Source organism: Thiomonas delicata (assembly GCF_900088825.1).
In the GTDB taxonomy this organism is placed as follows: domain Bacteria; phylum Pseudomonadota; class Gammaproteobacteria; order Burkholderiales; family Burkholderiaceae_C; genus Thiomonas_A; species Thiomonas_A delicata.
In genome coordinates this window covers 16,570-28,822 of sequence record NZ_LT592171.1, presented here as the reverse complement: position 1 = coordinate 28,822, position 12,253 = coordinate 16,570, and the positions used below count along the sequence as shown (strand labels likewise).

The window sequence follows — 12,253 nt, the reverse complement described above, 5'->3', positions numbered from 1 at the left end:
TTCACGCCCCCCGGTGCCGGGCGATGAAGCCCCGGGCGGCATCGATCACCTGCTGCGCCGCGTCGCGCTGTGGAATATGGCCGCAGTGCGGCAGCACGAGGCGCTCGGCATGGGGCGCGCTGCGCGCGATGCGGTCGAGCTGTTCCAGCGTGCCGTATTCGTCGTCCTCGCCCTGCACCGCAAGCAGCGGGCCGCGCAGGCCGGCGATGTCGGCCTCGATGTTCCAGGCGCGGAACGCCGGGGCGAGCCAGGCGTCGCACCAGCCGTAGAACGCCGAGTCGGGATCGGCCTGCACGCGCGCCAGGCGTTCGCGCAACGGGCCGGCTTCATAGGCCCGGCGGGCGCGGGCGATGCCGTCGAGCGCCTTCTGCTCGACGAACACATGCGGCGCCAGCACGATGGTGCCCGTCACCGCGCCGGGGAAGGCGGCGGCGTGCAGCAGCGCGATCGTGGCGCCGTCGCTATGGCCGAACAGCCAGGGCCGCCGGATGCCCAGTTCGCCGAGCAGGGCGGGCAGCACTTCCAGGGCCTGGGTGTGCAGGTAGCGCGCATCCCAATGTTCGTGCGGCACGCGCGGTGTCGATCGGCCGTAGCCGGGCCGCGAATACACCAGTCCGGGCAGGCCGCAGGCGGCGCAGAGGCGGTCCGGAAAGTCGCGCCAGGCGGCCACCGAGCCCAGGCCTTCGTGCAGGAAGACGATGACGGCTTGCCCGGCGTCTGCCGTACCGCAGCCAGGGTTCGCAGCGATCCGGCGCAGTTCGATGCGCGGCGCGCCCGCCATGGTTCGCAGAGTGAACAATCGGGTTTCGGGGGGCGGCATGGTTGCGTCCAAGGCGTGAGAGGTCGATTGTCGCGGCTTGCAGCCCCTACCATCGGCTTGGTCTTCCACGGCAGCAGTCCACGCCTTCATGCTCAATCGTCTCTGGCTCGGATTTTTCCTCACCGCCGCCCTGGCGGCACTGGTGCGCTGGCTGGCGGCCGGGGACGCCGCGGTGTTCGGCGCCGTCGTCGACAGCCTGTTCGCGATGGCCAAGCTCTCGGTCGAGGTGATGGTGCTGCTGTTCGGCACCCTCACCCTGTGGCTGGGGCTGCTGCGCATCGCCGAACGCGCGGGGCTGGTGGACGCGCTGGCGCGTCTGCTCGGTCCCCTGTTCCGGCGCCTGATGCCCGAGGTGCCGGCCGGCCATCCCGCGATCGGGCTCATCACGCTGAACTTCGCCGCCAATATGCTGGGTCTGGACAATGCCGCGACCCCATCGGCTTGCGCGCGATGCGCGAACTGCAGACCCTCAACCCGAGCACCGACACTGCCAGCAACGCGCAGATCCTGTTCCTGGTGCTCAACGCCTCGTCGCTCACCTTGCTGCCGGTGAGCATCTTCATGTACCGCGCGCAGCAGGGCGCGGCGGACCCCACGCTGGTGTTCCTGCCCATTCTGATCGCCACCAGCGCGTCCACGCTCACCGGCTTGCTCAGCGTGGCCTGGATGCAGCGCCTCAAGCTCTGGGACCCGGTGGGGCTGGCGTATCTCGGCGGCGGCGCGCTGCTGCTGGGCGGACTGCTGGCGTTCCTCGCCACGCTCTCCGCGGCGGCGCTGGCGGCGGTGTCGTCGCTGGTCGGCAATCTCGCGCTGTTCGGCGTCATCGTGGCCTTCCTCGTCGCCGGCGCGGTCCGCCGCGTGCCGGTGTACGAGGCCTTCATCGAGGGCGCCAAACAGGGCTTCGAGGTGGCGCGCGACCTGCTGCCGTACCTGGTGGCGATGTTGTGCGCCGTCGGCGTGCTGCGCGCCTCGGGCGCGCTGGGCTATGCCCTCGACGGCATACGCTGGGCGGTGCACGGGCTGGGCCTGAACACCGATTTCGTCGCCGCGTTGCCCACGGCGCTGGTCAAGCCGTTCTCGGGCAGCGCCGCGCGCGCCATGCTGATCGAGACCATGCGCCACTATGGCGTGGACAGTTTTCCGGCCCTCGTCGCCGCGACCATGCAGGGCAGCACCGAAACCACGTTCTACGTGCTGGCCGTGTACTACGGCGCAGTCGGCATCCGGCGCGTGCGCCACACCGTGGGCTGTGCGCTGCTGGCGGATCTGGCCGGCGTCGTGGCGTCGATCGCGGTGTGCACCTGGTTTTTCGGCGGACGCTGAGTTTGCGCCGCGAGGCTCACAGGTCTGCGACAAGCGCGCGGGCGCGCGCCGCGCCCAGGGCTTTCGCCAGGGCCGCCTCGAGCTCGGGCAGCAAGGCGCGCAGCGCAGGGGGCGCGTTGCATCGTTCGATGTCGAGGTGCAATGTGTAGGTCTTGACCGGGTCCAGGTACGCCTCGATCAGATCGAGCATGCGGGCGCGCAGCGGAGCCCCGTCATCCTGCGGCGCCTCGCCGAATCCCGACGTCGTGTCCATCGGCTGCAGGGTGTCCGGACCCGCCGCGTCGCACGGGTCGGCTCGGCTCGGCTGCGGCGGCGTTGCGATCGGGGCAATCAGCCCCAGCGACTCGAGCTTGCGCAAGGCGTCCTGCGGCGCGCCACAGGCCTTGACCAGGGCTTGCAGGGCGGCCATGTCGCGCCTGCCGTCGATGCACAGCAGCAGGTTGCGCATGGGGCGGTCCAGCAGCGCACCGCGGCTGCGGATTTCTTCCTGGCCGCGCGGGGTCTTGACGTAGCTTGGCGAAATACCCATCGCGTCGCTCCAAGTCGCCGGGAGGGCCCTTTCAATGCCTGAATTTGCCGTTCTGGGTGATGCTGGTCACGTCCACATAGCTGGAGCCGGCGTGGTCGGTCGGCGTGAAGTGCACGACGAAGCCGCCCAGGTCTTCCGCGTTCATCCCGTTCAGCGCGTCGATCAGGTTGTTGCGGGTGAGGGCCTTGCCCGCCTTGCGCAGCCCCTGCACCAGCACCTTGGCGTCGATATAGCCTTCGAGACTGGTGAAGTCGTAATCGTTGGGGTGGCCGGCGGCGGTCATGCGGGCCTGGTATTCCCGCACGATGGCGGCGACGCCGGAGTAGGGAAAGGGCACCACCTGGGTGATCATGACGCCGTTGCCCTCAGGCCCAAGGGCCTTGGCCAGCGCCTCGGAGCCGACGAAACTGACGTTGGCGAACTGCCCGCCATAGCCTTGCGCGCGGGCCTGCTGGATGAAAGCGGCCGCTTCGGTGTAGGTGCCGACTTCGACGATGAGGTCGGGGTGGGCCGGCAGGATGGACTTGAGCGCGGCCGCCACGTCCACCGTGTTGCGCTTGACCGTGCCGGTGGCCACCGGCTTGAGCCCATGCGCGGCGAGGGCCTTCACCACGCCCGTGAGTCCGGCCTTGCCGTAGGCGTCGTCCTGGTAGAACACCGCCACCCTCTTCAGGCCGAGGAAAAGAAAATTGTCGACGATCTGCCGCGTCTCGTCGTTGTAGCTGGCGCGTATGTTGAAAATGTAGCGGTCGACCGGGTCGCGCAGCGCCATTGCGCCGGTGAAGGGGCCGACCAGGGGGATCTTCGCCGCATCGATCAGGGGTTTGGCCGCCAGCGTGGTGGGCGTTCCGACATAGCCGAGCAGGGCGAAGACCTTGTCGTTGTCGATGAGTTGCTTGGTGTTGGCCACGGTGCGGCCGGGCTCGTAGCCGTCATCGAGACTGATCAGCTTGAGTTGGCGCCCGTCGACCCCGCCGTCCGCATTGACGGATTTGAAATAGGCGTCGATGCCCATGCGCAGCCGGATGCCGAGTTGGGATGCGGGTCCGGTGAAGGGGGCCGACTGGCCGATCAGGATTTGCGAGTCGGTCACGCCAGGTTCGGCAGCCAGAGCCGGAGCGGACAACGCCAGGGAGAGCAGCAGGGCCCAGAAGAATTTCATGCAAACCTCGAATCAGAGAGAGCGAATAACGATGGGAATGGGTTGACGGGAATGGGGCGCGGCGGCGCCGTCGGGCTGGTCGCGGATCGGGCGCAGCGCGGGCGCCTTAAACGATGGCCAGATGCTCGGTGCCGCTGCTGGGGTCCTGCTTGTCGCGCTGGCTGTCGAGCTTGATGTGCAGGCGCAGGTCGTTGACCGAATCGGCATTGCGCAAGGCGTCCTCGTAGCTGATCTTGCCGGCTTCGTAGAGATCGAACAAGGCTTGATCGAAGGTCTGCATGCCCAGTTCGCGCGAGCGTTTCATCACGTCCTTGATCTCGCCCACGTCGCCCTTGAACACCAGGTCGGCGATCAGGGGCGAGTTGATCATGATCTCGACCGCGGCCACGCGCCCGCGCCCGTCCAGCCTGGGCAGCAGGCGTTGCGACACCAGCGCCTTCAAGTTGAGCGACAGGTCCATCAGCAACTGGTTGCGGCGATCCTCCGGGAAGAAGTTGACGATGCGGTCCAGCGCCTGGTTGGCGTTGTTGGCGTGCAGCGTGGCCAGCACCAGGTGCCCGGTTTCGGCGAAGGCCACGGCATGGTCCATGGTTTCGCGGTCGCGGATCTCGCCCATCAGGATCACGTCGGGCGCCTGGCGCATGCTGTTCTTCAACGCCGCCTCCCAGCTGTCGGTGTCGATGCCGACCTCGCGCTGCGTGACGATGGAGTTCTTGTGCGCGTGCACGAATTCGATAGGGTCCTCGATGGTGACGATATGGCCGTACGAGTGTTCGTTGCGCCAGTCGAGCATGGCCGCCAGCGACGTGCTCTTGCCGCTTCCGGTGGCCCCGACGAAGATGATGAGTCCGCGCTTGCTCATCGCCAGCTCCTCGAGAACCCTGGGCAGCCCCATGGTCTCGATGGTCGGCAGGATCTGGGGGATGAGGCGCAGCACAAGCCCGATATTGCCTTGCTGCAGGAAAGCGTTGCAGCGGAAGCGGCCGATGCCCGACGGCGCGATGGCGAAGTTGCATTCCTTGTTCTTCTCGAACTCGGAGGACTGCCGATCGTTCATGATGGCGCGCGCCAGCGCCTGGGTGTGCTGCGGCGTCAGCGGCTGCGCGGACATCTTGCTGACTTGCCCGTCGACCTTGATGGCGGGCGGGAAGTCGGCGGTGAGAAACAGGTCGGAGCCGCCGCGGCTGACCATCAGGCGCAGCAGGTCGTGCACGAACTTCGAGGCTTGATCGCGTTCCATCTGGCATCTATCTCCGTGGTCAGGTCTTGCCCTGGTCGAGGCGGATGGTCCTGTGCATCAGGGGGTTTGCGAACTGGCGCCCAGCTTGCGCAGGCGCAGCGACAGCCGCCGTGCCAGCGAGCCGACGAGCCGCGCCGCCGAACCCGGGTCCTGCTCGATCATGGCGTCCAGCGCGCCGGCTTCGAGCACCGCGACCTCGCAGGGGTTGAGGGTGGTGCAGTAGGACCAGCGCGGGCCGGCGTCGAGCAGGGACATTTCGCCGAGCACGTTGCCCGCGCGCACCTCGGTCAGGCGCAGGCGCTCGCCCCAGGGCTGCTGGCGGTCCACGGCCACCGCGCCGTGGAGCACCACCAGCATGAAGCCGCCGTACTCGTTCTGCGCGATGAGGTCCTTGTTGGCGTCCACGGCGTAGAACTCGAAATGCCGCGCGCACTTCTCCAGGTCGTCGGGCGACAGTCCGGCCATGAAGCGGTCGCGGCTCCACAGTTCCTTCAGCCGCTTGACCGGCGCCGGCCTGGCCAGCTTGCGCGCGCCGATGGCCTTGGCACGCTCGGCCCAGTGCACCACCGGCACCGTGGCGTCGTCCACGTCGTGGAATCCGGTGGTGAAGAACTGAGACTCAGGGCTCTCGTCACGGCTTTCCATCGGGGTTTTGTTGCGGCGCAACATGTCGAGAACTCTTTTCATGGGAGGTACGCGGTGAACGAAGGCGCCACGCGGCGCGGTGGTCTTGGGGTTGGCGTGGGGCGTCTCAGGCGCCGGGGAAATTCTCGGGTTGTTTGGCCTTGCTGCGGGCCTCGCTCGCCGAGATGACGTTGCGCCGCACCAGGTCGGCGAGGTTCTGGTCGAGCGTCTGCATGCCGTGGGCCTGGCTGGTCTGGATCATGGAGTACATCTGCGCGATCTTGTTCTCGCGGATGAGGTTGCGGATGGCCGGGGTGCCGACCATGATCTCGTGCGCGGCGACGCGCCCGTTGCCGTCCTTCATCTTGCACAGGGTTTGCGAGATGACGGCCACCAGGGCTTCCGACAGCATGGCGCGCACCATGTCCTTCTCGGCCGCGGGGAACACGTCGACGATGCGGTCGATGGTCTTGGGCGCCGAGGAGGTGTGCAGCGTGGCGAACACCAGGTGCCCGGTTTCGGAGGCCGTCAGCGCCAGGCGGATGGTTTCCAGGTCGCGCATCTCGCCCACCAGGATGGAGTCCGGGTCCTCGCGCAAAGCCGAGCGCAGGGCGTTGGAGAAGGACAGGGTGTGCGGCCCCACCTCGCGCTGGTTGATCAGGCACTTCTTCGATTCGTGCACGAATTCGATCGGGTCCTCGATGGTGAGGATGTGGCCGTACTCGTTCTCGTTGAGGTGGTTGACCATGGCCGCCAACGTGGTGGACTTGCCGGAGCCCGTCGGGCCGGTGACCAGCACCAGGCCGCGCGGCTTGAGCGAGAGATCGCCGAAGATCTTCGGCGCGTTCAGGTCTTCCAGGGTGAGGATCTTGCTCGGAATCGTGCGGAACACCGCGCCGGCGCCGCGGTTCTGGTTGAAGGCGTTGACGCGAAAGCGCGCCAGCCCGGGGATCTCGAAGGAGAAATCGACCTCGAAATACTCCTCGAAGTGCTTGCGCTGCACATCGCTCATGATGTCGTACACCATGGCATGCACGGTCTTGTGGTCCAGCGGCTCCACGTTGATCCGGCGCACGTCGCCGTGCACCCGGATCATCGGCGGCAGGCCTGCAGACAGGTGCAGATCCGACGCGTTGTTCTTCACACTGAAGGCCAGCAATTGCGTGATATCCACCGAATCCTCCCCGAGATTGGCAATTTCCTTATAGTACGGGCCAGTCCGCGTCAGGCCTGTCGAATTGCCGCCGGGCGCCTGCCGGCCTGTTGTTTCTGCGGAACGGCGATGCGAAAGGCCAGCCCGGCCGCTGCGTCGCCGCGGCCAGGCGCGAACTTCGGTTTGCGCCTCCGCCGCCTCGTTCGGCTTCCCACACCATGTCCGAAACAGAACCCAATCCCTGGCTGTCGCGCCTGCGGCAGGTGCATGCCCGTATCGACGCCGCCGCGCGCCAGGCCGGGCGCGATCCGGCTTCGATCCGGCTTCTCGCCGTGTCCAAGACCTTTCCCGCCGAGGCGGTTGCCGCGCTCGCCGCCTGCGGGCAGGCCGATTTCGGCGAGAACTACGTGCAGGAGGGCGCGGCCAAGATCACCGCGCTGCGCGCCGCCGGCCCGCAATTGCGCTGGCCGCGGTTGCACTGGCATTTCATCGGCCCGCTGCAGAGCAACAAGACGCGCGAGGTCGCGGAGCAGTTCGACTGGGTCCACGCCGTCGACCGGCTGCGCCTGGCGCAGCGCCTGTCGGCCCAGCGTCCGGCCGAACGCGACGGTCAGCCGCTGGCGCCGCTGCAGGTCTGCATCCAGGTGAACATCAGCGGGGAGGCGAGCAAGAGCGGCGTGGCGCCCGAAGCCGTGGCCGAACTGGCCCATGCCGTGGCGGGGCTGCCCCATTTGCGCCTGCGCGGGTTGATGTGCATTCCCGCCCCGGCCGAGGGGCTGCAGGGGCAACGTGCGCCATTCGCCCGGTTGCGAGAGTTGCTGGAGGAACTCGGGCGGCAAGGCCTTGCCCTCGACACGCTCTCCATGGGCATGAGCGCCGACCTCGAAGCCGCCGTGCTCGAAGGCGCGACCATCGTGCGTGTCGGCACGGCGCTGTTCGGCAGCCGCCCGCCGCTGCGCGGGACGCACGCGTCAGGCCCTGGAGGCGCCAATGGCCGGGCTTGAGCCGGTATGCCGGCGCTGCATCGTCACCGGACGCGTGCAAGGCGTGTCCTTTCGCGCCTACACCCGCGCCGAAGCTCTGCGCCTCGGCCTGCGCGGCCATGCCCGCAACCTGCCGGACGGCAGCGTCGAAGTCCTGGCGTGCGGCGAGGCGCAGGCGGTGGAGGCGCTGTGCCGTTGGCTGTGGCAGGGTTCGCCCGCCTCGCGCGTGGAGGCGGTGCGCATGGAGGATGGCGCCGGGGTCGTCGCGCCGCCGGGGTTTTCGATCGGTTGACGCCTGGCGCCGGCCGGCGGGACGACGACGTGTTCCGTTCAGCGCGTGAAGCGCCGCAAGTCGGGCCAGGTTGAGTCTGGGGCCGAACCGGCCAGCCGGCTGGCCTGCGCCCGGCACTGCGTGGCGTCCAGCGCCGCGAGGCTACCCACCAGGCGCAGCCACACGTCGGCCTGCGGCAGCGCCGGGGCGCAGTGCAGCAGCCAGGGGCCGCGCTGCACGGCCAGGGTGGGGAAGCTGTCGACCTCGAGATCGCCGAGCAGCGCGGCCTGATCCTCCACATCCACCCAGACGCAGCGCGCCTGCGGCAGCCGCGCGGCCAGCGCGTCGAACGCGGCGCGCCAGTCGCGGCACACGCCGCACCATTGGGCGCACAGGCAGGCGACGATCAGCGGTTCCAGTTCCATCGCGGTCTCGGGCGTGAAGGCGCGCGGGCGCCTTCGCAGGTGGACCCTCAGCGCAGCGGTTTGAAGCGCAGCCGGTGCGGGCGGGCGCCGTCCTCGCCGAGGCGCTTCTTCTTGTCGGCTTCGTATTCCTGGTAGTTGCCGGCGAAGAAGGTCCATTGCGAATCGCCTTCGGCCGCCAGGATGTGCGTGGCGATGCGGTCGAGGAACCAGCGGTCGTGGCTGATGACCATGACGCTGCCGGCGAACTCCAGCAGCGCGTCCTCCAGGGCGCGCAGGGTTTCCACGTCGAGGTCGTTGCTCGGCTCGTCGAGCAGCAGCATGTTGCCGCCCGACAGCAGGGTCTTGGCCATGTGCAGCCGGCCGCGTTCCCCGCCCGAGAGCTGGCCCACGAGCTTTTGCTGGTCGCCGCCCTTGAAGTTGAAGCGGCCCAGGTAGGCGCGGCTGGCCATCTCGAACTTGCCCACGGTGATGATGTCGTGGCCGCCGCTGACGGCCTCCCACACGGTCTTGTCGTTGGGCAGGGCGTCGCGGCTCTGGTCGACGAAGGCCAGGCGCACGGTGGGGCCGACGACCACTTCGCCGGAGTCCGGCTGTTCGCGCCCGGTGATCATGCGGAACAGGGTGGACTTGCCGGCGCCGTTGGGGCCGATGACGCCGACGATGGCCCCCGGCGGCACCGAGAAGCTCAGCTTGTCGATCAGCAGGCGGTCGCCGTAGCTCTTGCTCACGTCGCGGAATTCGATCACCTGATTGCCCAGACGCTCGGCGAAGGGGATGAAGATCTCGTTGGTTTCGTTGCGCTTCTGGTACTCGTGGCTGGCCAGTTCCTCGAACCGCGCCATGCGCGCCTTGCTCTTGGCCTGGCGTCCCTTGGGGTTGCTGCGCACCCATTCCAGTTCCTGCTTCATGGCCTTGATGCGTGCCGCCTCCGTGCGCGACTCCTGCTCCAGGCGGGCCTCCTTCTGCTCCAGCCACGAGCTGTAGTTGCCCTTCCACGGGATGCCGTGGCCGCGGTCGAGTTCCAGAATCCACTCCGCGGCGTTGTCGAGGAAGTAGCGGTCGTGGGTGACGGCCACCACGGTGCCGGGGAAGCGGTGCAGGAACTGTTCCAGCCAGTCCACGCTCTCGGCGTCGAGGTGGTTGGTGGGCTCGTCGAGCAGCAGCATGTCCGGGCGCGACAGCAGCAGTCGGCACAGCGCCACGCGGCGCTTTTCGCCGCCGGACAGATCGCCCACGCGCGCCTCCCAGGGCGGCAGGCGCAGCGCGTCGGCGGCGATGTCGAGTTGCAGGTCGGTGTTCTCGCCCTCGCCGGTGGCGATGATGGCTTCGAGCTGCGCCTGCTCCTCGGCCAGCTTGTCGAAGTCGGCGTCGGGCTCGGCGTAGGCGGCGTACACCTCGTCGAGCCGCTTTTTGGCCGCGAGCACGCCGCCCAGCCCGGCCTCCACCGACTCGCGCACCGTCTGCCCGGGGTCGAGCTGCGGCTCCTGCGGCAGGTAGCCGATCTTGATGCCGGGCATCGGCACGGCCTCGCCCTCGATGTCCTTGTCCACGCCGGCCATGATCTTCAGCAGGGTGGATTTGCCCGAGCCGTTCAGGCCCAGCACGCCAATCTTGGCGCCGGGGAAAAAGCTCAGCGAGATGTCTTTGAGGATTTGACGTTTCGGCGGCACGATCTTGCCGACGTGGTTCATGGTGAAGACGTATTGCGCCATGGGTTCTACGGTACCTGGGAGTTGCAAGGTTGCGGCGGCCCGCTCGGGCCGCGCGGTCAGGCAGGCAGCTTAGCGGACGGGGGGCGGCGCGTGCAAAGCGCGCCATGCGGCCGAGGGACGGTTCGCTGGACCCTATCGCAGGCATGCGCGGGCGCGTTTCCGGCCCGCAGCGTGTGGCGCAAAGGCGCCGAGGCCGCTGCTAAGCTGGTCCGTGTCCTGCGTTCGCGCCTGCGTGAACCAGCCTTGGCCGCCCTCCTTCAACCCGCACCATCCATCATGCAAGGCCTGCTGCTTGCCGCCGGTCAGTCGCTGCGCTTCGGCGCCGACAAGCGCCTGGCCCTGGTCGACGGCCGGCCCATGGCCCTGGCCTGCGCGCTGGCCATGCGCGCGGCGCTGGACGACGTGCTGGTCGTGCTGCGCGCGCAGGACGCCGCGCTGGCGCGGGAGCTGGCGCGCCACGGCATCGCCGTGACCCACTGCGCGGACGCCGCGCTCGGCATGGGGCACAGCCTGGCGCACGGCGTGCGCGAAACCGCGCAGGCGCGCGGCTGGGTCATCGGCCTGGCCGACATGCCGCGGGTGCAGCCGGCCACCATCCGCGCCGTGGCCGACGCCGTGGTCGATGGCGGCATCGCCATGCCGGTGTTCGCAGGCCGGCGCGGTCATCCCGTGGGGTTCAGCCGTGCTTATTTTTCGGCGCTGAGCGCCTTGCGCGGCGATGCCGGCGCGCGGGCCGTGGTGCAAGCCCATGCCGCGCGGGTGTGCGAACTGCCAACCGCCGACAGCGGCGTGCTGTTCGACATCGACGCTCCCCAGCCGCCGTAGCGCTCCGGCCGGCAAGCCTGCGCCTGCACGCGGTGCGGCGCTAGTGCGCGGTTCCGCGGGCGGGTCCGTCCATCGCCTCGTCCGCGCTCGCCGCCGCCGTGGCCTTGGCGTCCCGAACGCCGGGGGCGATGTCGCCGGAGCGCGCATTCTTGGCCCGCGCCACGTCCAGATCGCGCGGCAGCGGCACGCCGTTCTTGGCCGCGAGAATCTCCGCCATCGCGCTCACCGCGATCTCGGCCGGGGTCTTGCTGCCGATGTGGATGCCGATGGGCCCGCGCAGCCGCGCCAGAGCGGCCTCGGTCTGGCCGAAATGCTCCATCAGGCGCTGGCGCCGCGCCGCGTTGTTGCGCCGCGAGCCGATCGCGCCGACATAGAACGCCTCGGTGTTCAGCGCCTCCAGCAGGGCCAGGTCGTCGAGTTTGGGGTCGTGCGTCAGCGCCACCACGCAGCTGCGGCGGTCGGGCCGGAAATCCAGCACCACGTCGTCCGGCATGCCCGTCACCAGCGCGGCGCCGGCAACCGCCCAGCTGCCGCGGTAGGCCTCGCGCGGGTCGCACACGGTCACGGCGAAACCGCTGAACAGGGCCATGGTGGCCAGGTACTCGGCCAGCTGGCCGGCGCCGATCAGCAGCATGCGGTAGGCCGGGCCGAAGGTGTTGGCCATCTCGCTGTCTGTCAGCGTCAGTTCCTGCGGCACCTCGGCCGGCTCGACGCGCACCGCGCCGTCGCGCAGCCGGGTGACGCGGCGCATGAGCCGGCCGGCGTCCAGCGCGCGCACCAGCGCGTCCAGCGCGGCGGCGTCGGGGTCGAATTCGAGCAGCAGTTCCAGCGTGCCGCCGCAGGGCAGGCCGAAGCGGTGCGCCTCGTCCGCCGTGACGCCGTATTTCACGAACGCGGGCGGGCCGTCGGCGAGGGCGGCATCCGGCGCGGTCGCCTCGTTCGCGGATGCGTAGCGGGCGATCAAGTCGTCCTCCACGCAGCCGCCCGACACCGAGCCGACCACCGCGCCGTCGTCGCGCAGCGCGAGGATGGAGCCCACCGGCCGCGGCGATGCGCCCCAGGTGCGCACCACCGTGGCGAGCAAGGCGCGCCGGCCGGCCAGCCGCCAGTCGCGCAGGGTGCGCAGCACCACGAGGTCGATGTCGTCCATGGGCGAACCTTACACCGGCCTGGCCTTTCGCGGGGC

Annotated in this window: 12 protein-coding genes and 1 pseudogene; 4 read left to right on the top strand and 9 right to left on the bottom strand. The window is 69.1% G+C overall.

Annotated elements, in window-relative coordinates; translation table 11 throughout:
* Position 1 precedes the first annotated feature (1 nt).
* Complete coding sequence (locus THIARS_RS09735; protein WP_245845866.1) at positions 2-820, bottom strand: alpha/beta fold hydrolase; 819 nt, start codon at positions 818-820, stop codon at positions 2-4.
* Between the two features lie 88 nt (positions 821-908).
* On the opposite strand from THIARS_RS09735, the pseudogene THIARS_RS09730 reads away from it, so the two are divergent.
* Positions 909-2,143: pseudogene (locus THIARS_RS09730) on the top strand (nucleoside recognition domain-containing protein).
* A gap of 16 nt (positions 2,144-2,159) precedes the next feature.
* On the opposite strand, the gene THIARS_RS09725 reads toward THIARS_RS09730, so the two are convergent.
* The 5 genes from THIARS_RS09725 to THIARS_RS09705 form a co-directional block, all read right to left on the bottom strand.
* Positions 2,160-2,672, bottom strand: coding sequence for a hypothetical protein (locus THIARS_RS09725; protein WP_094160769.1), 513 nt, complete (start codon positions 2,670-2,672; stop codon positions 2,160-2,162).
* Positions 2,673-2,703: 31 nt separating this feature from the next.
* Positions 2,704-3,834 (bottom strand): ABC transporter substrate-binding protein, encoded by a 1,131-nt coding sequence (locus THIARS_RS09720; RefSeq protein ID WP_094160768.1) that lies wholly within the window; start codon positions 3,832-3,834, stop codon positions 2,704-2,706.
* A 106-nt stretch (positions 3,835-3,940) separates the two neighbouring features.
* Positions 3,941-5,074, bottom strand: coding sequence for a PilT/PilU family type 4a pilus ATPase (locus THIARS_RS09715; RefSeq protein ID WP_094160767.1), 1,134 nt, complete (start codon positions 5,072-5,074; stop codon positions 3,941-3,943).
* A gap of 57 nt (positions 5,075-5,131) precedes the next feature.
* Positions 5,132-5,761: a cyclic nucleotide-binding domain-containing protein gene (locus THIARS_RS09710; protein WP_094160766.1), complete on the bottom strand. Its 630-nt coding sequence runs from the start codon at positions 5,759-5,761 to the stop codon at positions 5,132-5,134.
* A gap of 64 nt (positions 5,762-5,825) precedes the next feature.
* Positions 5,826-6,872, bottom strand: coding sequence for a type IV pilus twitching motility protein PilT (locus THIARS_RS09705; protein ID WP_094160765.1), 1,047 nt, complete (start codon positions 6,870-6,872; stop codon positions 5,826-5,828).
* 197 nt (positions 6,873-7,069) lie between these two features.
* Between THIARS_RS09705 and THIARS_RS09700 the strand changes: the two genes are divergently transcribed.
* Both THIARS_RS09700 and yccX read left to right on the top strand, forming a co-directional pair.
* On the top strand, positions 7,070-7,855 hold the full coding sequence (locus THIARS_RS09700) for a YggS family pyridoxal phosphate-dependent enzyme (protein WP_094160764.1): 786 nt from the start codon (positions 7,070-7,072) through the stop codon (positions 7,853-7,855).
* Positions 7,842-8,126: an acylphosphatase gene (yccX, locus tag THIARS_RS09695; RefSeq protein WP_094160763.1), complete on the top strand. Its 285-nt coding sequence runs from the start codon at positions 7,842-7,844 to the stop codon at positions 8,124-8,126. The genes THIARS_RS09700 and yccX overlap by 14 nt, the downstream gene beginning before the upstream one ends.
* A 38-nt stretch (positions 8,127-8,164) precedes the next feature.
* Here yccX and THIARS_RS09690 read toward each other — a convergent pair whose 3' ends face one another.
* Both THIARS_RS09690 and ettA read right to left on the bottom strand, forming a co-directional pair.
* Positions 8,165-8,530 (bottom strand): thioredoxin family protein, encoded by a 366-nt coding sequence (locus tag THIARS_RS09690; RefSeq protein ID WP_094160762.1) that lies wholly within the window; start codon positions 8,528-8,530, stop codon positions 8,165-8,167.
* A 47-nt stretch (positions 8,531-8,577) separates the two neighbouring features.
* Positions 8,578-10,242: an energy-dependent translational throttle protein EttA gene (gene ettA / locus THIARS_RS09685; protein WP_094160761.1), complete on the bottom strand. Its 1,665-nt coding sequence runs from the start codon at positions 10,240-10,242 to the stop codon at positions 8,578-8,580.
* Between the two features lie 276 nt (positions 10,243-10,518).
* Between ettA and THIARS_RS09680 the strand changes: the two genes are divergently transcribed.
* Positions 10,519-11,067: a nucleotidyltransferase family protein gene (locus tag THIARS_RS09680; protein WP_094160760.1), complete on the top strand. Its 549-nt coding sequence runs from the start codon at positions 10,519-10,521 to the stop codon at positions 11,065-11,067.
* A 40-nt stretch (positions 11,068-11,107) separates the two neighbouring features.
* Here THIARS_RS09680 and THIARS_RS09675 read toward each other — a convergent pair whose 3' ends face one another.
* The gene (locus THIARS_RS09675) at positions 11,108-12,217 is read right to left on the bottom strand and encodes an XdhC family protein (protein ID WP_094160759.1); all 1,110 of its coding nucleotides are present in this window, start codon (positions 12,215-12,217) and stop codon (positions 11,108-11,110) included.
* Between the last annotated feature and the right edge of the window lie 36 nt (positions 12,218-12,253).